We start from the raw sequence: 26,952 nt of genomic DNA, 5'->3' as shown, positions 1-26,952 counted from the left end.
GCCTGTCCTCGGGTCAGCTCCGTTCGGCGGTGATCAGCACGTAGCCGAGGCCGGGCGTGTAGAAGGTGTTGAGCTCGGGGTCGAGCATCGCCTTCACCACGTCCTCGCCGGCGATCCGGACCCATTCGTCGCGGTGCTCCAGCATCTGGGCCCGCAGGCTGACACGTACCTGCTCGGGGACGAGGATGCGCGGGGTCACGTCCTCGATGTCGAGCACCCGGAAGCCGGCCTCCTCCAGCATGGGCGCATACGCGTCGAGGGTGGTCGCGGTGACCAGGGGGTGGATCTGCGACCAGTCCTGTCCCGGCTCGTGGAACATGTCCGCTATCGCGAGCCGGGCACCGGGGCGCAGCACCCGGGCGGCCTCCCGCAGGGCCTTGGGCTTGTCCGGCATGTGGATCAGGGATTCGAAGAGCCAGGCCGCGTCGAAGGACCGGTCGGCGTACGGGAGATTCATGGCGTCCGCGCGCTCGAACTGCACACGTCCGGCGAGCCCGAGTTCCCGTGCCCGGTCCGTTGCCCGCTCGATCTGCCGCTTGCTGACGGTGATTCCGACGATGTCGGCCTCCGCCGCCTGGGCGAGGTGGAAGGCGGGCTGGCCGATGCCGCAGCCGATGTCGAGGACGCGCTGTCCGGTACGCGGTTCCAGCCGGCGGACCATGAGTTCCGAGAGGTGGGCCGTGGCCTCCTGGAAGGAGGAGGTCTCGTCCCCTTCCGGCCAGTAGCCGACGTGCAGGTTGCTGTCGCAGATCCGGGCGTGGAACTCGCTGAACTCGTCGTAGAGTTCGGCGACTTCCTCGGTGTTGGACTGCGGGGTGGCGGTCATGGCGGTGCTTCTCCTTGCTGCCGGGGGCGGTGAGGGATGGATGGTGCGGGGCCGGGTACCGGGCCTGTGCTTCAGCCGCGGTCGTAGTACCAGGTCATGCGGGGCGCGGTCGCCGGGGCCGGGGCACGGGTGGCCGTGGGGTCCGGCACGGTGGCCGACGCGGTGGCCCGCGTGGTGGTCGGGGCGGGAGCGAAGCGGCGGCGCAGTGCGTCCAGGGCCGGGAGCGCCGCGGTCACCGTGTCGAACGGCAGGCCGAAGTCGACGAGGCAGGCCACCTCGTCCACTCCCGAGTCACGCAGCCGTTCCACCGTCGCCGCGCACTTGTCCGGTGTGCCGAGCAGGGAACGCCGCTGGTAGTAGTCCTCCGCCATGAGCTCGGCGAGCTTGTCCTGTTCCCCGCTGTCGGTGCCGCGGGCGCTGCCGCGGACCTTGTCGTCGGTCCGCTGCTGGGCCATGAAGGAGGAGAGGTAGTTCTTCACGGGGCCGCGTACGGTCTCCCACACCCGGTCCTCGTCGTCGGCGATGTAGGTGTGCATGCCGATCGTGACGATCCCCGCGGCCGGGTCGTGGCCGGCCTCGGCACGGGCCGCGCGGTAGCGGGCGATGTCCTCTGCGAGCTTCTCCCAGCTGGTGAGGAGGGAGAGCACGTTGAGGCCGAGCCGGCCGGCGTCCGCCCAGGTCTGCGGGTTCGAGGTGTGGACCAGCCAGAGGGGGAGCTCGGGTTGTACGGGCCGCGGGTAGGTGCGGGCGCTCAGCTCGCGTCCGCCGGGGCCGGGGAAGGCGACCGGCGCGCCCCGCCACAGCGAGCGCAGGGTCTCGACGTGCCGGAGGGTGTACTCCCTGCGCGTGTCGTAGTTCTCCGGATAGAAGACGAAGTCGCCCTGGTGCCAGCCCGTGGCGACACAGATCCCGGTGCGGCCGCCGGAGAGCTGGTCGACGAGCGCCCATTCCTCCGCCACCCGGACCGGGTGGTGGTGGGGCAGTACGACGCTGCCGGCCCGGAGCTGGAGGTGGCGCGTCGATACGGCCAGTGCCGCGGACAGGACGGCCGGGTTGGGGAAGCTGCCGCCGAACTCCTGGAAGTGGCGCTCGGGGGTCCAGATGGCGGTGAATCCGCGGCTGTCGATGAACCGCGCGACGTCGAGGACGAACCGGTAGCGCTCGCCGAAGTCGTGCCGGTCGTTCGCGGAGAAGAAGTAGACGCTGAAGTCCATGCCTGCCTCACCTGCTGCCGTTCGTGCTGGAGGGGTAGAGCGACGCGGGGAAGAGGCTGGCCGGGAAGCCGCTCCTGTCCAGCAGGGGCGTCAGCATCCGTGCGATGCGTGCCAGGTTCTCGTTGTGCGCGATGGTGTGGTGGTCGGCCCGCAGTTCGTGGATCACCAGCCGGTCCCCGACGAAGCCGGCGAAGCCGTTCGACGTGTCGGTGCTGGTCCGGGGCACGGCCGGCAGGCCGTTGGTGTTCCCCGCGGCCAGGAAGCCCTCCGTCGCGTGGAAGAGGGTGGTGGGCACGGGCGTGAGCAGGGGGCGCGGGCGGTAAGCCTGGAGCAGGTCGCCGTTGCGGAGCATCAGTTCGTGGCGGACCAGGATCTGCCGCTTGATCATCTCTTCCTCGGGCCGCGCCGGGGAACGCTCGTGGATGTGCCGGGCCACGAGGTCCAGTTGCTTGTCGAGGTCGAAGCCGGTCAGTGAGTCGAGGCCGATCTGCTCGCTCACACCCCAGCGCTGACACATGGCGTTGCCGAGCATCACCAGGGAGAAGGCCTCGGCCTCGACGGCGGTCACCGTGCCCCAGTCGACGCTGTCCCACGCCTCGGTGCCCGGCATGATCGGGTCGATGGCGATGAGGTGGGAGACCTCCTCGCCCTGCGCCTGGAGCTGGCGGGCCATCTCGTACGCGAGGACGCCGCCGAAGGAGCAGCCGCCGAGGAGGTAGGGCTCGCACGGAAAGCCGGTACGCAGCTCGGATACGTAGTGCGCGGCCATGTCCTCCACGGAGGAGTACTCCTTCGGGCGTGCGTCGCCGGACCCGGCACCGGAGCCGAGCTGTTCCAGGCCGATCACGGGCTGGCGCATGCCGAGGTGGCGGGAAAGGTAGATGGCGTAGCTGACCTCGCCGTACAGGTTGTGCGCCCAGACGGACCGGCGCCCGTTGCCGTGCCGGTTGATGGGCACCACGGGGGACACGGCCACCGCGGACGGGGACGGGGACGGCGACGGGACGGATGCGGAGGAGGCGGGGCTGCCGGCCAGCAGGTCGGCGATCCGCGCGGACGGGCCTGCCGCGGTCAGCGCCCAGGCAGCGCAGTCGAGTTCGCGGACCGCCGGCGGCGGTGCGATCCACCGGCCGAAGTCGCCGCGGGTGGCGCCCGCCCCGGCCGCCGGCTCGGCCGGACGGATCACCAGCACCTCCCCCGTCACTGGCTGCGGCCGGTACGCCGCGGCCTCGCGGGCCAGGGCGCTCCGCCAGCGCACGGCGGTGTGCAGCCAGCGACGCAGGTCGGGAGCGGACATCGGGGCGCGGTCCGCGAGCTCTCGCACCGCCGCGTCCAACTGCTCCTCCAGACCCCCGTCGGGCAGGCCGGTCACGGGGTGTCCGGCGCCCCAGGCCGCGGCGAACCGTGAGGCGGCCTCGACGACCGAGACGGCGACGGGTTCGGCCGGGAGAGTGTCGTCACCCGGCTCCGGAGTGCCGAGGAGGAGCAGTCCGGCCACCTCCACACCGCGCGACACCAGGTTGCGTACGGTCTCCCCCGCGACGAGGCCGGCCAGCCCGTGGCCGATGACGCGGCACGGACCACCGGTGTGATGGCCGGCGATGACGGCGGCGCACCACTCGCCCAGTTCGGCGATGCCCCCGGCCGGATCCGCGTCCTCCGCGAAGCCGGGCGCCTCCAGGCCGAAGACCGGCCCGTCCTCGGCGAGGCGGGCATGCAGGTGGGTGAGCCAGGTCAGCTCTCCGGTGTCACCGAACAGGCAGTACGAGGGTGTCCCGCCGGTGCCGTCACCACCGTCACCACCGTCACCGAAGGGGATCAGGCGGATGGCGGTCTCGGGACGTGCCTGGGCAGGGGCTGCGGCGACGTCACCCGGCACTGCGTCCGGCACTACGTCCGGCAGGACGTAGTTCTCGTTCAGGTGGGCGGTCAGGCGGTCGACGCTGGGGTGCTCCAGGATGGCCGCCATCGGGATGTGGTCACCGTACCGGGCCTGGATCTGCTGCATGATCCGCATCGCTCCGATGGAGTCGACTCCGTATGCCGAGAACTCGCGTGCGGGTACGACCTGTTCGGGGCTGATCCCGATGCCGTCGGCGACGGCCTCGCGCACGTGGCGCCGCAGCGCAGCCAGCGGGTCGCTGTCGGAGGAGTGCGGGGCGGGAGCCGGGGTGGCCGTCCGCGGAGTCACCGCGTGGGCCGCCGGGGCGGTGGCTCGTGCAGGGGCCGGGGCGGTCGGATCCGGAGCGCGACGGGGCGCGGGCGTGGTGACCGGCAGGTCGGGAACGGACATGGTGACGGCCCGGACGCGCGGGGCGGCCTGCACGGGGTCCTGTGCCGGAGTGGGGTTCGCCGGCTTCGGGAGCCAGTGGCTCTCGGGGGCGAACGGGTAGCCCGGCAGCGACACCCGGTACCGCGGGCGGCCCTGGTGCAGAGCAGCCCAGTCGGGCCGGGCACCCCGGACCCACAAGGCGGCCAGCCGGGCCGGATCACCGCTCCGCGCCCGCTCGGCGGCGTGGGCGAGTTCCTCCGCGTCGGGACGGACGGTGTCCGGCTGCGTGGTGACCGTCCCGGTCCACAGCGCGGTGTCGGACGTGCCGTCGAGGTGAGCGCGCAGGAGCCGGGTCAGCTCACCATGGCTCTCGGCTGCGGCGGCCAGGCGGACGGGCAGCGCCGGGCGGCCGGTCTGCAGGGTGTACGCGGTGTCCGCGGGGCGGGCGTGCGCCAGGGTGCCCTCGCGCTCCAGCCGCCGCAGGTGGTCGAGCAACCGCTGGGCGCAGGCACGCAGCCGGTCCTCGTCACGGGCGCTGAGGACGAAGAGCTGGGGTCCGTCCGCCGCCGCGGGCGCGGCGGCGGGGGCCGGCGGCTCCTCGACGATCACGTGGGCGTTCATCCCGCCGAACCCGAACGAGCTGACGCCTGCCCGGCGGGGCTTGCGGGCGGCCTGGCCGGCCGTGCCGGACGGTCGGTCCCACCGCCGCGCCCGACCCACGAGGTAGAACGGCGAACCGCCCAGTTCGATCAGCGGGTTGACCTGTTGCAGGTGCAGGGTCGGTGGCAGCATCCGGTGGCGAAGCCCGAGGATCACCTTGATCACGCCCGCAATGCCGGCGGCGGTCTCCAGGTGGCCGATGTTGGTCTTGACGCTGCCCAGACCGCAGAACTGGGTGGCCGCGTCCGGGCGTTCACCGGCGCCGAAGGCGGTACGCAGGCCGGTGAACTCGATGGGATCACCGAGGGCCGTGCCCGTACCGTGCGCCTCCACGTAGCCGATGTCCTGCGGCCGTACTCCGGCCCGCTGCTGTGCCGCGGCGATGACAGCGGCCTGGGCGGCGGGGTTGGGGGCGGTGAGCGAGGCGGACCGGCCACCGTGGTTCGTCGCGGTCCCGGTGATCAGGGCGTGGATGTGGTCGCCGTCGGCCCGCGCGCGGCTGAGCGGCTTGAGCAGGAGGGCGCCGACGCCTTCGCCGCGTACGTAGCCGTCGGCCCGGTGGTCGAAGGACTTGCAGCGACCGTCGGCCGCGAGCATGCCGGAGCGGTCGAACGCCTCGAAGCCGGTGGGGCTGAGGATGACGTTGACCCCGCCCGCGATCGCCAGCTCGCACTCGCCGGTCTGGATGGCCCGGACCGCCCGGTGGAGGGCGACCAGTGAGCTGGAGCAGGCCGTGTCGACTGGCTCGCTCGGGCCGCGCAGGTCGAGGAGGAAGGAGATCCGGTTGGCCAGCACGCTGTGGTCGTTGCCGGTCATGAGCTGCCCGTCGAGCTCGGCTCCGCGCTCCCGGGCGAGTTCGCCGTACTCGGAGGAGGCGACGCCCACGAAAAGGCCGCACGAGGAGCCCGCGAGGGCGGCCGGGTCATAGCCGGCCTCCTCCACGGCCGACCACACCGTCTGGAGGAACAGCCGGTGCTGCGGGTCCATCACGCGCGCCTCGCGCGGGGTGATCTGGAAGAAGCCGGCGTCGAACAGGTCGACGCCGTCCAGGAATCCTCCCCAGTACGGTGCGGATCCGGCGGTGCCGGACGTGCCGGAGGTGCCGGACGTGCCTTGGAAGCGGTCGGCCGGGGCCCGGGTGATCAGGTCGCGGCCTTCGGCGAGGTTGCGCCAGTACGTCTCCAGGTCGGGCGAGCCGGGGAAGGCTCCGGCCATGCCGACGACGGCGACCGGTTCGGCGGGGGCGCCTCCGGCGGGGGCGAAGGCCGGTGCGGAGGCCGTCCGCGCAGCGGGCACGGGGGCCTCGGCGACGGCGGGGGCCGTGGTCGGCGCCGGGGTCACGGATACGGACGGGGCCGGGGCCGCCGGCGTCGCGGGGGCCGTTGCGCCGACCGGGGCCACCGTCTCGACGGAGGTCGGGACGTCGGCCGGGTCGCCGAGAGGGGCCGGGGTGTCTGCCCGGGCCGGGCCGGTCGCATGGGCAGGCGCCGTCTGCGCGGACGGGGCCGGGGCGGTCGCGGGGGCGGGGGTTGTGTGGTCGGCCGCGGAGCCGAGTTCCCTCACCAGGGCGGTGACGTCGGGGCAGCCGTAGAGCACGGCGGGGCTGACCGGGACGCCCAGCTCCGCGGTCAGGCGGTCGGCCAGGTGGACCATGGTCACCGAGTCGAAGCCGAAGTCGCTGAGGTGGTCGCCCAGGTCGATGTCGGAGGGCTTGACGTGCAGCAGCTCGCAGATCACCTCGGTCACCGTGCGGGCGATGTCCGGCCGTACGTCCCGCGCGGGGACCGGCACCGCCGGACGGCCGGCGGCGGGCCCGGCTGCGTCGGCCGCGGGGGCCGGGTCCGGGTGGGTCACGTAAGACTCCTCGGGGTAGTCGGACGGCGCCGTGTCCGGCGCGGCGGGCCCGGTGGCCGGCGGCTCGGCGTCGAGCCAGTACCGGTCGCGGGCGAAGGGGTAGTGCGGCAGCGTGACAAGGCGCGGCGTACGGCCGGCCCACAGGGCCTGCCAGTCGGCCTGGCCGCCTGCCGTCCAGCCGCGGGCCAGGGCCGCCAGGCCTGCCTCACCCGGCACCTGCGGCTCCACCGGCGGCGCGGTCGGTCCGGGGTGCGGGGCGCGCGGCACCGTGCCGGTCCGGACCCGGTCGCTGCCGGCAGCGTCGCCCTGGGCGAATGCGCGGAGCGCCTCCGCGGCATCGCCGACGCTGTGTGCCACCAGTGCCAGCCGGGCGGGGAGCGGCTCGCGGCCCGTCTGGAGCGTGTACGCGACATCGTCGAGGCGGAGCCGGTCCGCCCCGGAGTGCAGGAACTCCGCCATGCGGCGGGCGTGTTCCTTCAGCCGGTCGGGGCGGCGGGCGGAGAGCACCAGCAGCTGCGGAGCCGAGTCCTCCTGGGCGGGCCGGACGGCCGGGGGTGCCTCCTCCAGGATCACATGGGCGTTCGCCCCGCCCGCGCCGAAGGAACTGACTGCCGCTCTGCGGGGCGGACCGCCCGGCTCACGGCGCCAGTCGGCAGGCTCCCGCACGACCCGGAAGCCGTCGGCCGTGGCCGGGCCGTCGGTGCCGAGGGTGGGCGCCAGGGCGTCATGGCGCAGCTGGAGCAGCACCTTGGTCAGCTGGGCCATGCCGGAGGCGGCCTCCAGGTGGCCGATACCGGGCTTGAGGGAGCCGATGGTGAGGGTGCGCCGGGTGCCGCCCACGTCGTAGGCGCGGCGCAGCGCGGCGAGCTCGACGGGATCACCGACGGGGGACCCGGTGGCCTGGGCCTCCACGTACTGCACGGAGCCGGCGTCCGCGCCGGCGTCCCGCAATGCCTCCTGGATGAGGGCGACCTGGGCCTCGACGCCGGGTACGGCGAATCCGTCCGTCGGGCCGTCGGCGTTGACGGCCGTGCCGAGGACGCAGGCGTGGATCCGGTCGCCGTCGCGCAGTGCGTCGGAGAGCCTCTTGAGCAGGACCACGCCGGCGCCCTCACCGGTGACCATGCCGTCGGCCGCGGTGTCGAAGGCACGGCCGTGGCCGTCGCGCGAGAGCATCCTGGCGGCGGACAGATCGAGGTGGTGGCTGGGGTGCAGGATGAGGTTGACGCCCCCCGTCAGCGCCGCCGAGCACTCGCCGGACCGCAGGCTGCGCACCGCCAGGTGCAGGGCGGTGAGCGAGGACGAGCACGCGGTGTCGACCGCCATGCTGGGTCCCGTCAGGCCGAAGCAGTGGGAGACGCGGTTGGCGATCGCCCAGCCGGAGGAGTTGGCCCGCAGGCGGCGCCCCCGGCCCCACTGCTCGGCGGCGAGCAGCTGGTACTGCGCGTGCATCACCCCGACGAACACGCCGACCCGGGGCATACCGGGAGCGGCTGCGGACCGCAGCCGGGACGGCGGCCAGCCGGCGTCCTCCAGAGCCTCCCACGCGGTCTCCAGGACGAGCCGCTGGGCGGGGTCCATGGTTTCGGCCTCCCGGGGGGAGATCCGGAAGAGCAGCGGGTCGAAGCGGTCCACGTCGTCGAGGAACGCGCCCCATCGGTGGTAGCTGCGGTCCGGGTCGGTGCCCGAGGGGTCATGGTGCTCGGCCAGCGGCCAGCGGTCCTCCGGGACGTCCGTGACGGCACGGCGCCCGGAGCGGAGGTTCGCCCAGAACGTGTCCAGCTCCCGGGCCTGGGGGTAGCGGCCCGCCACGCCGACCACGGCGATGGGCTCGGCGGGTGCGGCGGAGCCGGCGGGACGGCCGGCCGGACGGTCGGCCGGGCCCGGCTCGGGGGCCGGGCCGGTCGCCCGCGCAGGTTCGGTCACCTCCGCCGGTACGGTCGCACGCGGTCCCGTCGCCCGTTCCGGTGCAGCCGCCTCCGCACCTGTGGCCGTCCGGTCCGGAGCGGACGCAGGGCCCGCCTCGTTCGGCGGCAGCGCCGCGGGGGTGGCACCGCCTCGCTCGACGAGTTGCTCGGCGATGCCCCGTACGGTGTCCCCCGCGAAGAGGACCTCCCTGGGCACCGGACCGAGTACGCGCTCCAGTTGCTCGGCCGCCTCCATGGTGCTGAGGGAGTCCGCGCCGTACGCGGACAGCGGCGTCGTCTGGTCGATCTCCGGCTCCGGCAGCCTGAGAATGCCGGCGAAGACGGCGGTCAGGTGCGCTGCGGTCCTGGCGATCAGGCTCTCGGTCTCCGGGCCGGCCGGAGGTGCGCCGGCTGCCGGTGCCACGGCCGGGCGGGTCGCGCCGTCGGCCGTGCGGGCCGTCGCGTCGGCGGTCCCGGAGGCCTGGTCGGAGGGGGCGGTGCTCCCGGAGGCAGGGTGGGCGGCGGCTGCGCTCCGGGCGGCCGGAGCCCGGCCCGCGCCGTCGGCCGGCGTGACCCGGCGCCACACACCGCGCTCCGCGAGGATCAGCTGCTGTCCGTCCTGCTCGGCCGTCCGGCCGGGAACTCCGTGACGGCTCACCCCGTTCAGTCCGGCCTCGGTCAGCAGACCCGACCAGGTGCCGGGGCCGACGAGCGGGGAGTGCGGGAGCCGCAGTTCCGGGTCCCGGGCGAGCCACCAGCCGTCCGTGAGCCCGAAGACGGCCGTGATGCTGTCGAGGACCCGGGTGGCCTCGTTCAGGACCAGCAGGGCACCCGGGGCCATCAGGTCGGCCACGTTGGCGAGGGTCCGCCGGATGTCCGCCGTCGCGTGCAGCACGTTCGTCGCCAGGACGATGTCGTACCGCTCGTTCGCGAAGCCCTGGGCCCGGAGGTCACCGGATATGTCGAGCACCTTGAACTCGGCGAAGCGACGGGCCGCGCCGAAGCCCTCGCGCCCGGCGGCGACCAGGGTGGGAGAGATGTCGGTGCAGTCGTAGCGGAGGCCCGTGCCGGTGGACGCGAGCGCGCCGAGTGCGTCGAGCACGGGCAGGCTGGTGCCGCCGGTGCCGGCGCCGATCTCCAGAATCCGCAGCGGGCCGGCCTCCGCGGGGCGGCCGTCCAGCCGATGCCGGGCCGCGGCGGTCACGGCGGCGGCGCACAGGGTGTTGAAGTACCGGGTGCGCGGGTCTTCGTGGTACAGCGCCGCGATCCGGTGGCCGGAGCCGCCGGGGAAGAGGACGTCCAGCCCCCGTCGGCGGCCGGCGAGCACGTCGGGCAGTGCGGCCGCGCAGTCGTCGAGCAGGTCGAGGGTCGGCACGGACTCCGGGAAGCGGCGTACCAGTTCCGCCCGTTGCGCGGTGACGTCGGCCGTCTCGGCCCCGGGTCCGGACCGCCCGGCGGCAAGCAGCGCCTCGTACAGCCGCTGCCGGGTGTCCGGTGTGCCGGACGGCCCCGCCGGTGCGTGGCCGGCGGGACCGGCGAGGCCGTCCAGGACGGCGAGGACCTCACGTATCCTGCGGCGCCCGTACGCGTCCACCGCGTCCAGGTAGTCCGGCGCGTACGGCTCGCCGTACGCGGCCTGGGCCTCGCGGACCGCGGCCCGCACGGGGGCCAGTACCCGGGCGGGGGCTGCGGGGACGGCGGGTTCGGCGCGCTGGAGGGTGTCGGTGGCCACCGGTGTCACGTCGGCGAGGGAGCCGTCCGCCTTCAGCGGGGCGAGCTGGACCGCCCCTGCCGCCAGGCAGGCGCGGAACGCCCGGACGCCTTCGGCGGCGGACAGCGGCAGGATGCCCCAGTCGGCCAGGCGCCTGCGGTGTTCCTCGGTGGCGACGGCGCCCTGGTCCCCCCAGAAGCCCCAGTCGAAGACGGTGACCGGCCAGTGCAGCCGGCCGGCGAGACTGCGGCCGTACGCGGCGAGGAAGGTGGAGCCCGCCGCGTAGTTGGCCTGTCCGGGGTTCCCGGTGTGGGCGATGGCGGAGGAGAACAGGGCGAGGAAGTCGAGCGGCTGGCTGCCCAGCGCGTCGCAGAGGGCGACCGTGCCGCGCACCTTGGGGTCGAGGGCCGCCCGGAACGTGCTCTCGTCCATCCGGGCAAGGGTCCGGTCGGCCAGCCGGAAGGCCGTGTGGATCACACCGTCCACGCCGCCGAAGCGCTGCCGCATCCACGCCACGCAGGCCCGCACGGCCGCGGGGTCGGTGATGTCGCCGCAGTGGTACTCCACCTCTGCCCCGGCCTCGCGCAGGGATGCGAGCAGACCTTCCGGGAGTGCATCGGCCGGTCGCCTGCCGACCAGCATCAGGCGGGCCCCGTACGTTCGCGCCAGATGTCCGGCGATCACCTGCCCGAGGCCGCCGGCGCCGCCGAGCAGGAGGTAGCGGCCTCCGTCGCGCAACGGGAGCGTCCCCGGCACCGGCTCGCCCGGCTCTGCCGGCTCCAGCCGCTTGACCATACGGGCGCCCTCGCGCAGGGCGACCTCGGCGAACGGTGTCAGTGCCGGTTCCGCCTCGATGGCGTCCAGCAGCGCCTCCCAGCGGCCGAGTTCGGCGCACCGGGCCAGGTCCTCGCCGGCCAGGTCGATGCAGACGGTGTCGAGGAAGGCGAGTTCACGGGCGACGGTACGGGTCAGGCCGTGCAGCGAGGCGGCGAACGGATGGGCGAGCGGCATGTCCTCGTCGACCTGCTGGGCGTCGCTGGTCAGCACGGTCAGGCGGGTGCCGCGGGGGCGGTGCTCGGCCAGGGCGCGTGCCAGGTGGAACAGTGCGAGGCAGCCCTGGCTCTGCGCGTCCTCCAGGTGGTCGAGGTCGGTGGGGGTGTACCGGCGCTGCTCCACGCCGCCCAGGAAGTAGACGGCGGCCGGCACCGGATGACTCCGCAGCAGCTCGGCGAAGGCGGTGGCCCGGTCGGCGGCGGTGGCCGTGAGGTCGATGAGGTGGGCGCGGCCGCCGTGCCGCTCGGCGAGGGCCGCGCCGAGGCCGTGGTCGTGCTCCGTGGTGAGGATCAGCACCGGGCCGTCCTGGCCGCGGGCGACGCGGGCGACGCGGGCGGCGTCGAGCGGGGTGAGCCGCCAGGTGGGCCGGTAGTACGGCACCCGGGCCGTGGGGGATGCACCGGGGGCGCGGACGGCGGTGAAGCCGGTGAACTCCACCAGCGGCTGCCCCTGGGCGTCGCACAGGGTCACCTCGCAGCGGACGGAACCCCGTTCGGCGTCCGCAGCGGTCAGGCGCGCGTACGCCCAGCGGGCCGGACCGGTCGGCGCGTGCAGCCGGACCCGGTCCACGGAGGCGGGCAGGGTCGCGGGACGGTCCCAGGCCGGCACCGCCCCGTGCAGGGTGTGCAGGGCGGCGTCGGCCACCCCGGGCTCCAGCCACCAGCCGGCGGCCGTCCCGGCGGGCTGTTCCGCGAGTTCCGCGAGGGCCTCGCCGTCACCGCTCCACAGCCGGCGGACGAGCCGGTAGGAGGGGCCGTACGCGAGGCCCTCGGCCGCGGCCCGCTCGTAGAAGGTCTCCCCGGACCGCGGGGCGGCGCAGCGGGCGCGGATCCCGGCCAGGTCGAGGGGGCGGGGCCGCGGTGCGGCACCGCCGTCCAGGCGGGCGGTCAGGGTCGAGTGGACGGTGGTGCCCTCGGGGCCGTCGGTGACGAGCGCCACGTCGGCCGCGTCCGCCGCGGTGGTCACCCGGACGGCGGCGCCGGTCCCGTCCAGGACCAGCGGGACGCGCCATTGGACGCCGGTGAGTTCGACGACCTGGCGGCCGGTCAGGGCGTGGGCGGCGGCCCGGGCCAGTTCGAGGTGCGCGACTCCGGCCAGCACGGGCCGGCCGGCGACGAGGTGGTCGGCCGCGACCCGGTCGCGGGTCCCGAGCAGTACGGGAAAGGAGGCCGTGCCGGCCGTGGAGGTGTGGGGGCCCAGGGCTGCGACCGGTCCCGGAGCGGCCGTGCGGGCCGCGGTGGGGGCCGCGTCGAGTGCCGCGGGGAGTGCCGCGGGGAGCGTGGCGGGCCAGTGGGACGGCCCGGAGAAGGGATAGCCGGGCAGCGGTACGACGTGGGGGGCGGGACCGGCGGCCGGGGCGGCCCGGTGGGCGTCGTCCCAGTCGATCTCCGCGCCCGTCACCCACAGTTCGGCCAGCTCCCGCCAGCGGCGGGCGGCGAACAGTGACCGGGTCCGCTCGGGACCGTCGTCGGTGCGGAGCGCCGCGTCCGGGGCGGCGCGACCGGTGAGCACCCCTTCGGCGGCGCCGGTGCCGGCGAACCGGGCCAGCCGCTCCCGCAGTTCGCCGCGGTCGCGGACGATCAGGGCGAGCCGGTGCTCAAGGTGTTCACGCCCCACCTGGAGGGTGTGGGCGATGTCACGGAGCCCGGCGCCGTCGTGCCGGGCGAGGCGGTCGGCCATCGCGGCCAGCCGCTCCTCCGTCCGAGCGGAGAGCAGGATCAGGTGTCCGGAGTCCTCGGCCGGGGCCGAGCCGTGCCCGCCGCCGGTGTCCCGGTGGTGCGGCGCGCCGGTGAACTCCTCGACGATCAGGTGGGCGTTGGCACCGCCCGCGCCGAAGGAGCTGAGCGCCGCCCGCAGGGGGAGGCCGGCCGAGGTGGGCCGCCAGGGCTCGACCGCGCGCTGGAGCCGGAACGGGGACGAGGCGAAGTCGATCCTGGAATTGGCCGGTTCGGAGTGCAGGGTCGGAACCAGGGTGCGGTGGCGCAGCTGGAGGACCACCTTGGTCAGGCCGGCGATCCCGGCCGCGGCCTCCGCGTGGCCGATGTTGCTCTTCACCGAGCCGAGGGCGCAGTGCCGGTGGTCGTCGCTGCGGTCACCGAACGCACGGGTCAGGCCGTCGATCTCGATGGGGTCGCCGAGCTCGGTGCCGGTGCCGTGCGCCTCGACGTAGCCGATGGTGCGGGCGTCCACGCCGGCCCGGCGCAGGGCGGTCCGGATGACCGAGGCGTGGCTCTTCGGCGAGGGCACGGTGTAGCCGTTGGTCCTGCCGCCGTGGCTGACGGCGGTGGAGCGGATCACGGCGTGCACGTGGTCGCCGTCGGCGAGCGCGGCGCCGAGCGGCTTGAGCAGAACCGCTCCGACGCCTTCTCCCGGCACGAACCCGTTGCCGCCTTCGCCGAAGGCCCGGCCGACCCCGTCGGGGGAGATCATCCGCTGCTCGGAGAGCATGGCGAACTTCATCGGGTGCAGGTTCAGGTAGGCGCCGCCGGCCACCGCCATCCGGCATTCGCCGCGGCGCAGGCTCTCGCACGCCAGGTGCAGAGCCGTCAGCGATGCGGAGCAGGCCGTGTCGACGACCAGGCTGGGGCCGTGGGCGTCCAGGAAGTACGACAGCCGGTTGGCCAGGGAGAACTCCATGGAGTACGCGGAGACGGGGTTGCCCTTCCCCCACTCCTCGGCCGCCACGAGTTCGTAGGCCATGCCCGTCGTACCGACGAACACGCCCAGGGCGTGGCCCTCCTCGGTGCGGGTGTGCCGGTGCAGCCGGGCGCGCGTGTACCCGGCGTCCTCGATGGCCGACCATGCCACTTCCAGGAACAGCCGCTCGGCCGGGTCCATCCGCACGGCCTCGCGGGGCGACACCCCGAAGAACAGCGAGTCGAAGCGGGTGACATCGGACAGGAAGCCGCCCCAGCGCCCGTAGCTGGTTCCGGGGCGCCGGTCCCCGGAGTCGAACCAGCGGTCCTTGTCCCAGCGGTCGGCGGGGATCTCCCCGGTGCAGTCGCGGCCTTCGACCAGGGCCTGCCACAGGGCGTCGGGATCGGCGGCACCGGGGTAGCGGCCGGCGATGCCGACGATCGCGATGGCGTCCTCCGGCTGCGCCTCGACCGGGGCGGTGGCCGGTGCGGCGACCGGCTCCGGCGTCTGGCGGCGAGGCGCCTCCCGCCGCTCGCCGGCCCGGTCCGCCGTGGGCTCGCGCAGGGCCTCGGGGTGGTGTTCGGCGAGGTGCCGGGCGAGTTCGGCAACCGACCGGTGCTCGAAGAGCAGGGTCACCGGCAGCGGTCCGAACCGGTCCTCCAGCGCGACGGAGAGCCTCTTGATCATCACGGAGTCGATACCGAGGGCGGAGAACTCCTGGTCGGGCCGGAGCTGTCCGGCGGGGATCCCGGCCAGCTTCGCGACCAGATCCACCAGGAAGGCCTGGGCCGCCTCGGTGATCGCGCCGCCCGCCGCTTCGGTACGGGGCCGGGCGGCTGCGTCAAACGCGTCCGCGGGGGTGCCGGGATCTCCCGCGGGCCGGCCCGGCCCGCCGGGGCCGGTCCGGCCCGCGGCGAAGGCGCGGATCCTCGCCGCGCGGCCGTGCACCACCACGAGTTCCGGCAGCCCGGAGCGTACGGCGGCGGTCAGGACGGCCAGTCCGGTCTCCGCCGGCATGGCCGTCATCCCCTGCAACTCCTCGGTGGCCAGCCGGTCGTTCTCGCTGAGGGTCATACCGCCGCCCTCCCAGAGCGGCCATCCCAGGCTCACCGTGGCGCCCCGCCGCTCCCCCGCCTCGACCTGGGAGGCGCGGTGGGCGGCGAAGCCGCCGAGGGCACGTGCGGCAGCCGCGTAGTCGCTCTGGCCGGGGTGGCCGAGATGGCCTGACATGGAGGAGAACAGGGCGAAGAAGCGCAGCGGCTCGTGCCGCGTGGCCTCGTCGAGGTGCCGGGCGCCGACGATCTTCGGGTCGAGGACCCGGTGGTGGGCCGCGGGGGCCTTGTTGACGATGTACGCGTCCTCGTTGACGCCGGCCAGGTGCAGTACGCCGGTCAGCGGCCCGTACGCGGCGTGGGCAAGCGCGACCGCCGAGGCCACGTCCTCGCGGCGGGTCACGTCGCCCTGGGCGTATGTGACCCGCCCGCCGGCTGCCTCGATCCGGGCGAGGGCCTCCCGGCGGGAGGCGTCCAGGGCTGAGCGCCCCATCAGGACCAGCCGCGCCCGCGACTGCCGGGCGAGCAGCTCGGCGATCCGCAGGCCGATACCGCCGGCTCCTCCGGTGAGCAGGTAGACGCCCCGGTCGGGCAGCCAGGCCACGGCGGAGCCGGCGTCCTGCGGGAGCTCCACCGGGACCAGGGTGCGCATCCGGCGGCCCTCGTTGTCGTACCGCACCTGGGCCGACCCGGGCGCGGCCTGCGCCGGTTCGGCGAGAGCCCGGCCCACGGGGTCCGGATCGGCGTACCCGGTGGTGACGCAGACGGCGTGCAGCCGGCTGTCCTCCCGGACGGCTACCGCGCAGAACCCGCCGAGCGCGTCCCCGGACTGGGCGGCGTGGGCCCCCACCGGCAGGAAGACCACCTCCGGGCGGTCCGGGTGCGGGTGCCGGATCAGGGCGCGGACCAGCGGGTACGCCACGTCCAGGCAGTGCTCGGGAGCCGCCTCGGTGACGACGACCACGCGCTCGGGCATGCGTCCTTGTGCGGTGAGCTCCTCCCACAGCCGGGTGAAGCCGGAGTCCGCGTCGACGCCGACGCGGAAACGGGTGTCGCTCTGCCGGACCCACCCGCCGCCCCGGACGGCATGTACGGTGATCGCGCCCGTCGGGGCGGCGACGCCGGGAGCCTCCGGCTGCGCGGCGCAGTCGAGGATCACCAGGGCGCGGGAGGCGGCGACCGGTGCAGGCCGCACCTCGCCGCCGTATTCCCAGACCGGCCGGAAGCAGACCACGTCGTCCCCGCCGGACGGGCGCCCTGCCGCAGGACCGCCGAGCAGGGCGGTCGCATCCGCGACCGAGAGTTCACCGCGTCGCACCTGCTCCAGGATCTGCCGCCTGGACACCTTCGGGTTCACAACACACCTTCCATGGACTGTTCGACCTGTTCGACTGACATGCGGCCGTCGGTGAGCGCCTGCAGCAGCTCCGGCAGGGCCGCGGGGGCGGGGACCGGTACGTCCGGCTCCGCCGGCCGGAACTGCCCTGTCGGCTCCGCCGGCCGGATCTGCTCCGTCGGCTCCGCCCAGTACCGCTGCGGAGCGAAGGGATAGGCGGGCAGGGGGATCCGGCGTGGGGTCCGGCCGCCAGGCCGGGGCCGCCAGTGCGGCCCGCCGGCCACCCAGGCCCGCGCGGCGGCATACGGATCGGCTGCCGGCTCCTCCCGGACATCGGCCCGGGCGGATCCCGCGGTGCCGGTCACGAGGCTCGGGTCGGGTGTCCCGTCGAGCTCGGCCCGCAGCAGCCGGACCACCTCGTCGGTGCTGGTCGCCACCAGCGCGAGCCGGTACTCCATCGCGTCCCGGCCCTCGCGCAGCGTGTGCCCGAGGTCCGCCAGCGGCACCGGTGGCGCCGCCACGGCGCTCTGCCCGGTCAGGAAGGCATGGAGCCGGTGTACTTGGGCGCGCAGCCGCTCCGGGGTCCGGGCGGACAGCGGGATCACCTCGGGCCGGGGGCCGTCCGGCTCCGCGGTGCCGTCGGTGGTCTGCGCGTACTCCTCCAGCAGGACATGGGCATTGGTGCCGCCCAGTCCGAAGGCGCTCACCCCGGCCCGCCGGGGGGATCCGGAGGAGGGCCACGGCGTGAGCCGGTCCACCACCCGGAACGGGCTGTCCTCGATCTCCAGCAGGGGGTTGGGCTCGGAGAAGTGCAGGGTCGGCGGAAGCATGCCGTGCCGCAGCGCGAGGACGGTCTTCACCACGCCGGTCAGGCCTGCGGCGGCCTCCGTGTGTCCCACGTTGGACTTGACCGTGCCGAGTGCGCACCAGGGGCTGACGGGCTCGTTCTCGGACCGGCCGGTCAGCGTCGCGAACGCCTTGCGCAGCCCGCGCAGTTCGATCGGGTCGCCGACCTCGGTGCCGGTGCCGTGGGCCTCGATGTAGCCGATCGTACGCGGGTCCACCCCGGCCTCCCGGTAGACGGAGGCGATCAGCTCGGCCTGCGCGGACGGGTTGGGCATCATCAGCGAGTCCATGTGACCGCCCCCGCCGTGCGAGACCCCGCTGCCACGGACGAGCGCGTAGACGGTGTCCCCGTCGGCCAGGGCCCGGGAGAGCGGTTTGAGCAGGACCGCAGCGGCTCCCTCCCCGCGCACCATGCCGTTGGCCTTCCGGTCGAAGGCCGCGCACCGCCCGTCGGGCGACATGATCCCCAGCTGGCCCAGCGCCACGAACAGATCGGGGGTCAGGAAGAGGTGGACGCCGCCCGCCAGCGCCGCGTCGCACTCGCCGGTACGGATGGCCCGGACGGCACGGTGAAGCGCGGTGAGCGAGCTGGAGCAGGCGGTGTCCACGGCCTCGCTCGGGCCGCGCAGGTCCAGCTGGTACGAGATCCGGTTGGCGATCAGGCAGTGGCCGTTGCCACTGACCACATGGCCCTCACGGTGACGCCCGGCACGGTGCAGCTGCCAGTCGTAGTCGCGCGACGTGGCTCCGATGAAGACGCCGGTCCGGCTGCCCCGGAGTGCGCCGGGGCGGTGGCCGGAGTCCTCGACCGCCTGCCAGGCGGTCTCCAGCATGATCCGCTGCTGGGGGTCCATGAGCTCCGCCTCCAGCGGCGTCATGCCGAAGAACTGCGCGTCGAACCGGTCCACACCGTCGATGAAGGAGCCCCAGCGGCTGTTCACCTTGCCCGGGCTGCGGTACGGATCGCCGAACACCTCACGCCAGTCGAACCGGTCCTCGGGAATCTCGGTGACCAGGTGGACGCCGTCGCGCAGGTTGCGCCACCAGGCGGTGAGGTCCGGCGACTTGGCGTAGCGGCCGGCCATGCCCACGATCGCGACGGGGTCGTCGTCCGGCGTGCCCCGGCCGGGGGACGCCGGCAGGATCGGGGGCGCCGGCAGGACCGGGGGCGCGGTGGCCGTCACGGGCGCGGTGGCCGTCACGGGCGCGGGCGAGGCGGGGGCCGAGCCGGCCGTGTCCGGCACGGGCGCGGCCGGGGCGGCGAACCGCGCCGGGGCATGGGCTGCCAGGTACTCCGCCAGGGCGGCGATGGTCGGCTGCTCGTACAGCAGGACCTTGGGCAGTTTGCCGAAATCGGCCTCCAGACCGCGTACGAGCTGGATCGCGCTCAGTGAGTCCATCCCGAGCGTGTCGAACGATGCCTGCGGGTCGACCGCTTCCTCCGCCACCCCGAAGAACCGGGCGAAGACCCCGCGGAGCCGCTCGCGGATCTCGGTCGCGTCCGGCTCCGCCGCCGTGTCCGGCACGGCTCCGGCGGATGCGGCGGCTTCTGCGGCCGGCGCAGGGACAGCGGATGCCGGCAGTACGGGCGCGGGCACGGGGACGGTCACGTCCTCGGGTACGCAACCGATCAGGACCGCGTTGTCGAACTCCGCCTCCGCCAGGTCGGCTGCGCCGAACGCCCAGGTGTACGGGAAGCCCTGCTCACCGAGGGCCGTGCGCCACCCGGCCACGTCCAGGAACGGCGAGTGCGGCAGCCTCACGTCCGGGTCGGTGCTCGACCAGTAGCCCGGCAGCGGGCCGATCATCGGTGTCATGCAGTCGCGGTTGCGCACCAGTTCTTCCAGGACCAGCGCTCCGCCGGGTGCGAGCAGCCGCCGGATCCGGGCCAGGCTGTCCGCCATGGTGCGGGTGGCGTGAACCGAGTTGGCGGCGATGACCACGTCGGCGCTGCCGGGGACGAAGCCCTGGGACTCGGGGTCGGCGTCCAGGTCGAGCACCCGGCACTCGAAGTGCACCGGGCTCTTCCCGAAGCGGGTCCGGGCGGCCGGCAGGAAGGCCGGGGAGACGTCGGTGAAGGTGTAGTGCACGGCGTCGCCGTGCTCGGCCAGGACATCGAGCACCCGGCGGGTGGTACCGCCGGTTCCGCCGCCGATCTCCAGCAGGCGTACGGGGCGGCCGGGTGCACGTTCCCGGGCCGCGCGCACGAGTGCGGCCACGGCACGGGCGACGATCTCGTTGTGGTGGTCGGCCACGGCGTTGCCGTCGTAGATCCGCAGCAGCAGATCGGGGTGGTCCGGCGAGAAGAACACCTCCAGCGCGTCGGCCGAACCGGCGAGCACCTCGGGCAGGCGGGGCATGCACGCCTTGACGAGGTCAAGCCAGGGGGTGAGTTCCGGGTGTTCCAAGGCCAGGGCCGCCGCCTCCCCGTCGAGCCAGCTCTGTTCGCCGGCCGGGGACCCCGCGTGCCGTCCCTGGGTCCTGGCGATCACCAGGGCCAGCGCGTCGGCGAGGCGGCCGTACCGCTGCTCGTCGGCGAGGCGGGCCCGCAACTGCGCCGCGGAGCTCTCGCCCAGCAGGTGGCGGCACCAGCGCCGCAGCAGTTCGTCCAGCCGGTCCATGCCGGAGCGGGCCCGGCGTCCGGCGAAGCCGGTGCCGGCCACGAACCGGGCCACCTCCTCGGCCGCCCGGCCGGCTCGGGTGGGCGGCTCGGGGAACTCTGCGCCCGACGGCCGCCCGGTCCGCGGCCGCGGTCCCGGTTCCGGCCCGGCGGCCGTGGTGTCCTCGAACCAGTACCGCTCACCGCCGAACGGGTAGCCCGGCAGCGGCAGGCGGCGCAGCCGCCGGTCCGGTACGGGCAGTTCCACGTCCTCGCCGGCGGCCCAGCGGCGTACCGCCCCGGCCTGCGGGTGGCGGTCCGCGCCCGGCACGTCGGCCGCTTGCGACGTGCCCGCGAGGAACTCGTCCAGGCGGTCCAGCAGTTCGGGGAGGGATCCGACCACCACGGCGAGGCGCGCGGCCATCGCCTCGCGGCCCCGGCACAGCGTCGCCGAGACCTCGTCGGGCCGGAGGTCCGGCTGCCCCTCCAGGAACGCACGGTGGCGGGCGACGAGGCGGCGCAGTGCGTCCTCGTCACGGGCGGAGAACGGGAAGACGTACGGACCGGGCACGCGGGCGGCGCCGACGGTCGCGGGCGCCTCCTCCAGGACGGCATGGGCGTACGCACCGCCGAAGCCGAAGGAGCTGACACCCGCCCGGCGCGGCACGCCGGAGGGTGTGTGCCAGGGAACCGTCCGGTCGTTGAGGACGAGGGCGCTGCCCTCGAAGGCGCAGTGCGGGTTGGGGGTACGGAAGTCCGGCATGGCGGGGAGGACGCCGTGCCGCATCGAAAGCACCGTCTTGATCACGCCGACCAGGCCGGCGGCGCCCTCCGTGTGACCGAGGTGCGCCTTGGCGGAGCCTACGGCGCAGAAACCCGTGCGGGTGGTGTGCGCCCGGAAGGCCGCCGTCACGGCTTCCACCTCGACGGGGTCGCCGAGTGCCGTCCCGGTGCCGTGCGCCTCCAGGTAGGTCAGGGTCTCCGGGTCGATGCCCGCCTGCTCCCAGACACGCAGCAGCAGTTCGGTCTGCCGGCCCGGGTGGGGGGCGGTGACGGAGGCGGCCCGGCCGCCGTGGCTGACGGCAACGGACCTGATCACGGCCTGGACCGGGTCACCGTCGGCGAGCGCGGCGGACAGGGGTTTGAGGAGTACGGCGGCCACCGCCTCGCCGGGCACGTATCCGTCCGCGCGTGCGTCGAAGGTGTGGCAGCGGCCCGAGGGGGACAACGCCCCCAGGGCGGAACTGCGCAGGTAGTGCTCCGGGCCGAGGATCAGGTTGGTACCTGCCGCGAAGGCCATGGGGCAGTCCCCTCGCCGCAGCGCCTCCACGGCGAGGTGCAGGGCGTACAGGGAGGAGGAGCAGGCGGTGTCCACGACCATGCTGGGCCCGGTGAGGTCGAGTACATGGCTGGGCAGGTTCGCCGCCATGGACACCGAGGTGCCGGTCACCTCGTGCGCGCCCATCCGCCGCCCGCGGGAGGTCATCTCGTCCTCGTAGTCGCTGAAGCACCGGCCGATGAAGGTCCCGGTCGCCGAGCCGCGCAGCCTTCCGGCCGCGCCGGCGTCCTCGGCCGCCTCGTACAGGACTTCGAGCAGCAGGCGGGCCTGCGGGTCCATGCCCTCGGCCTGGGCCCGGTGCACACCGAAGAAGGCCGCGTCGAACCGCCGCACGTCGTCGAGGAAGGCCCCGTGACCGCAGTCCGTGCCGTCGGGCCGCGCCCCCGTGGGGTCGTGGTGGAGCCGGTGGTCCCAGCGGTCCGCGGGTACCGGTGTGATCAGGTCCCGTCCGGCGAGGAGGTCGGCCCAGAGGCCGGTCGTGCCGTGGGATCCGGGCGAGGCGGGGAAACGTCCCGCCATGCCGATGACCGCGATCGGTTCGTCCGCCGGAGTGCGGTGGCCGGTGCCCGGTGCCGCCTGGGGTTCCGGGGCGGGGACGGCCGGGGCCGCGTCGGGGACGAAGGCCGCCGGACCGGCCGCGGTCTCGGGCGCGGTCTCGGGCGTGGCCTCGGACCGGGGGGCGGCCGGGGCGAGGGCGGCGGCGAGCGCTTCCCGGTGGCCTGCTGCCAGGTGGTCGGCCAGGCTTTCGACGTCCGGGTGCAGGAAGACCGCGGTCGCGGGGAGCTCGACGGCGAACCGGTCTCCGATCCGCCGCACGAGTTCGACGAGTTGGACGGAGGTCAGGCCGAGTTCCATGAAGCCCGCTCCGTGGACCGGCCCGTCCACGCCCAGCAGCTCCCGTACCGTGCCCGCGATCCAGCCGGCGGCGCGCGCCGCCAGGTCCCCGTGGTCGGGGACCGGCGTGGTGACCGTCTCCGCGGAGCCGGGGGCGGGTGTGGCGGCCGGATGCGCAGGGTGGGAGGCGGGTGCGGCAGCCTGCTCCGTGAGGTCGAGATGGCGTTCCAGCCTGGTGCGATCGCCGTGCAGCACGACGACCTGGGTCTCGCCGGAACCCCACGCCGCTTCGAGGGCGGTCAGCGCGTCCGCCGTGGGCAGCGGCTCGGCGCCGAGCCGGCCGAGGACCAGGTCCTGGGCTTCGGGATCGAGCCGCATGCCGCCGTCGCGCCAGAGCGGCCAGTTCACGGACAGCGTGCGGCCGTGCCGCTCGCCGGCCTGCCGGCGCTCCTCCCGCCATGTGGCGAAGGAGTCCAGGAAGCGGTTGGCGGCGGCGTAGTCCGTCGCACCGGCGTTGCCCAGAACGGAAGCCACGGACGAGTACAGGAGCAGGTAGTCGAGTTCCGCGTCCCGGGTCGCCCGGTCGAGGCAGACCGCGCCGCGTGCCTTGGGGGCCAGTACGCGTTCCAGGGCCGCCCGGTCCTTGCCGAGCAGCAGGGCATCCTCGACCACGCCCGCGGCGTGGACGACTCCCGTGAGCGGGCCGAAGCGCCGCGTCGTCTCGGCGACGGCCCGCTCGGTGGCGGTCAGGTCCGTGACGTCGGCGCGCAGGTACGCCGCCCGGGTGCCGGCGGCCTCCAGCCCGGCCACGGCAGCGTCGGCCACCGGACCCCGGGCCGAGCGGCCCAGCAGTACGACCGCACCCGCGCCCCGGGAGGCGAGCAGGCGCGCGGTGTGCCTGCCGAGCCCGCCCGCCCCGCCGCTGATCAGGTAGTGGCCGCCGGGGCGCACCAGCGGTACCGGCGGCACGGCGTCGGCAGCCGCCGGGTCGAGCGGCCGGAAGACGCGCCGCGTCCGCTTTCCGCCCTGGTACCGGACTTCCGTCACCGGGGCGGCGGAGTCGTCCGAGGCCGCACGCGCCTCCGCGAGCAGCGCTGTCACCGGTGCCCCGCCCGTGTCGAAGCGGACGGTGGTCAGGGCGAGTGCGGGCTGTTCGAGCCGTACGCTGCGGGCGAGCCCGCCGACGGCGGCGTGACCCGGCGTCTCCGCGTCGCCGTGGTCGTCCGCGTACGCGTACACGACCGGCAGCCGCCCGGTCAGACCCGGGGCCCACGCCCGGCACAGCAGGAACGCGGACACCAGGCCGGCGGTGTCGTCGGCAGCGGCGTGCCCGGCCGTTCGCAGCCCCCACAGGTGGAGCAGTGCGGCCGGCGTCACGGTCTCCTCCCGCAGGGCCTCCGCGAGCATCCGGTGGTGCTCGGCCTCTCCGGGCGAGATCTCGTACAGATCGGGGTCCAGGCGGGCGTACGCGGCGCCGGGCCTGACCTGGACGACGCGACGGCAGCGGACGCGCAGTTCGGCGATCCGCTCCGCGTCGGTGTCGAAGGCGACGACGACGTCGGGGGTCGCGGGAGCCACGGCCTCCGAACGGGCTTCGAACCGGCGCGCGACGTAGAGCAGGGTCTGGGCGACGGGCCGAGCCGGGGACGGGGACGGCGTGCTGTCCTGCCCGTCCAGCCAGTGGCGTTCCCGGGAGAACGGGTACGTCGGCAGCGCCGCCCGGCGGGCTCCGCGGACCGCGGGCCAGGTCCGCAGGGTGCCCGAGGTCCACTGCGCGGCCAGCACCTCCTGCGACAGCCCGGCAGCGTCCACGCCCGCCGCGCCCACGGGGGCTCCGGCCTGGTGCACCAGTCCCTGGTGCCATGCCGTCCGGGGGGTGCGGCCGGCGGCGAACTCCTCCAGTGCCTCGGCCAGTTCGCGGGTCGATTCGGCGGTCACGGCAAGCCGGTGCGTCATCGGCCGGCGCCCGGTCCGCAGGGTGTGGGCCACGTCCGCGAGGGCCAGTGCGGGGTGCTCCCGCAGGTGCCGGGCGAGCCGGCCGGCCGTCTCGCGCAGCTGGTCCTCGGTACGGGCCGACAGGGGGACGGCCCAAGGGCCCGCATGCGTGGCCGCGACCGGGTGGTCCCCGGCGTACTCCTCGACGATCAGGTGGACGCCCGCGCCCCCGGCGCCGAACGCGCTGAGCGCGGCCCGGCGCGGGAGCGGCAGGCCCGTCTCGGGGTCGGTCTGCGCCTGCCACGGCTCGGTGGCCGCGGGCAGGCGGAAGGGGGTTTCCTCGAACCGGATCGCGGGGTTGAGCGGCCCGGTGTCGCGCGCCGCCGGGATGGTGCGGTGGCGCAGGCACAGCAGCAGCTTGGTGAGGCCGGCGATGCCCGCGGCGGCCTCCAGGTGGCCGATGCCGGTCTTCACGGAGCCGACGGCACAGAATCCGCGGTCGCCGGTGCCCTGCCCGTACACCGAGGTGAGCGCCTCGATCTCGATCTGGTCGCCGAGGGCGGTTCCCGACGCGTGGGCTTCCAGGAGTGTGACGGTCCGGGCCGGCACCCCGGCGTCGGCGAGCGCCGCGGACACCACCCTCGCCTGCGCTTCGGGGCTGGGCACGGAGTATCCGCCGGTGCGGCCGCTGTGCCGCAGCGCGGAGCCGCGGATCAGGCCGTACACGTGGTCCCCCGACGCGAGTGCCTCGGCGAGCGGACGGATCACCACCGCGCCCACCCCCTCACCGGGGACGTAGCCGTCGGCGTCCTTGCCGAAGGGGCGGCATCGGCCGTCGGAGGAGAGCAGGCCGAGTTCCGCCAGCCGCAGGTACTTGTACGGGTGGAGGGAGAGGTTGACACCGCCGACCACCGCGGCCCGGCACTCACCGCGGCGGATGCTCTCCGCGGCCAGGTGCAGTGCGGTCAGCGCGGCCGAGCAGGCGGTGTCCACCGTGAGGCTGGGGCCCTGGAAGTCGAAGGTGTACGAGACACGGTTGGCCAGGGCGGAGGACCAGGAGCCGGCGATCTCCGGCGTGCCCTCGCGCAGCCGGTCCAGTCCGTTGAGCTGGTAGTCGTTCCACATCGCCCCCGCGAACACGCCGACAGCCCCGCCGGTCTGGGCCGCGAGGCCCTCCGGGGAGTGGCCGGCATCCTCCAGTGCCGCCCAGGCCGTCTGGAGGAACAGCCGCTCGTGGGGGTCCATCAGCTCGGCCTGCCGGGACGACAGGTGGAAGAACGGGGCGTCGAACTCCGCGACACCCTCGCAGAAGGCTCCCCATTTGCCGTACGTGCGCCCGGAGGTGCCGCGCCGGGGGTCGAAGTAGGCGCTGTGGTCCCAGCGGTCGGCGGGCACCTCGGTGACGCAGTCGCGTCCTTCCAGCAGGACCTGCCACAGCTCGTCGGGGGTCCCCGCGCCCGGGTACCGCCCGGCGAGCCCGACGATGGCGAGCGGCTCGCCGGGGCCTGCGGCGTCGGCCGGCGGGGCCGTCGTGACGGTCGCGGCCACCGGCGAGGAGTACGCCGGCAGGGCATGCGTGGCGTGCCGGGATTCCCCCGTGGCATGCCGGGATTCCGCGGCGTCCGCAGTGTTCCCGGCTCGTTCCGGGTCTCCGGATGCCGCTTCGCCGTGGCCCTGGTCGCCGGGACGGCCGGCGAGGTGGTCGGCGAGCGCCCGGACGGTGGAGTGCTCGAAGAGCAGGGTCGGGTACAGCTCCGTTCCGAGCCGGTCCTCCAGGCCTCGGGCGATGGCCAGCAGATCCACCGACGTCAGGCCGAGGTCGTAGAAGCCCAGTTCCGGGTCGACGGTGTCCGCGGGGCGGCCCAGCCGCTCGGCCACGAGCGCGGTGACCGCCTCGAACGGGCCGCCCGCCGGACGCCGCGCTGCGGCGGTGGGCGCGGCCGGGGCCCCGGACACCACAGGGACCTGTGTGGCCGCCCGCGGTGCGGTGATCAGGTCGGCCGAGCGGACGCGTTTGGCCCGGAAGCCGGTGAGGCGCGCGGCCACGCTGCCGTCCGGCGCGCAGATCTCCAGGTCCGCGTGGAACAGGTCGGCGTCCAGCCGCCCGCCGACCGGTCCCGGAACGTGCACCAGGTTCTCGGCCCCGATCGGGCCGGACACGTGGAAGGAGTCGATCGCGATGGGAATGAACGCGTGGTCGGCTGCGGTGCGCTGCTCCTGCCCGAACAGCATGAGCGGCACCAGCGTGGCGAAGTCCAGGACCGCCGGGTGGGCGTGGAAGTGCTCGGTGTACGGCTCGGCTTCGGGCGCCAGCCGCATCCGGGCGAGCGCGTGGTCCCGGCCCACCCGCACGGTGCCGGACGCCTTCATGAAGCCCCGGTGCAGGATCTCCAGTCTCCGTACGAACGCGTACAGGTCGTCCACGTCGACGGTGCGGCCGGGCGCCGCCCCCGCCTGGAGCCGCTCGGCCGGAACGCTCCCGGCCGCGGGGTGGCGCAGGCCGTGGATCTCCGCCTGGCAGTTGACCACCCAGCCGGCATCCGGCACGTCGTCCGGTCGGCTGCGCACGGTGACGGGCAGCCCGGCACCTGCGCCCGCTTCGCCGATCAGCACCTCGACGCGGTGTCCCGCGTCGGTGCCCACGACGGGGGCGAGGAAGAGGATGCGCCGGAGCTCCACCCGGGCCGGGTCGGTCCCGGCGCGCTTGACCAGCCGCAGGATCATGTCGAGGAGGAAGACCCCCGGGAGGACCGGCACGGAGTGCACGAGGTGGTCGCGTACGGCCTCGTCACCGGCGGTCACGTTCGTGGCCGCGCGGCGGCCGGCGAGCGGTTCCAGGATGGGATCGACAGCAGCAGAACGTCGGTTCTCCGCCAT

At 74.9% G+C, this 26,952-nt stretch carries 4 protein-coding genes; all 4 read right to left on the bottom strand.

The features are described from left to right. Positions 1-13: 13 nt before the first annotated feature. Entirely contained in the window at positions 14-826 is an 813-nt protein-coding gene (locus DEJ50_RS28625; RefSeq protein WP_150210963.1) for an SAM-dependent methyltransferase, read from the bottom strand. Between the two features lie 71 nt (positions 827-897). Beyond that, positions 898-2,040, bottom strand: a complete 1,143-nt coding sequence (locus DEJ50_RS28620) for a MupA/Atu3671 family FMN-dependent luciferase-like monooxygenase (protein WP_150210962.1) — start codon at positions 2,038-2,040, stop codon at positions 898-900. A gap of 7 nt (positions 2,041-2,047) precedes the next feature. Continuing rightward, positions 2,048-16,543 (bottom strand): SDR family NAD(P)-dependent oxidoreductase, encoded by a 14,496-nt coding sequence (locus DEJ50_RS35325; RefSeq protein ID WP_150210961.1) that lies wholly within the window; start codon positions 16,541-16,543, stop codon positions 2,048-2,050. Further along, on the bottom strand, positions 16,540-26,952 hold the full coding sequence (locus tag DEJ50_RS28610; protein ID WP_150210960.1) for an SDR family NAD(P)-dependent oxidoreductase: 10,413 nt from the start codon (positions 26,950-26,952) through the stop codon (positions 16,540-16,542). Before DEJ50_RS28610 ends, DEJ50_RS35325 begins: the two co-directional genes overlap by 4 nt.

The sequence above is a fragment of the Streptomyces venezuelae genome, assembly GCF_008642295.1.
GTDB lineage: Bacteria > Actinomycetota > Actinomycetes > Streptomycetales > Streptomycetaceae > Streptomyces > Streptomyces venezuelae_C.
This window is presented reverse-complemented; position numbering and strand designations above follow the sequence as displayed.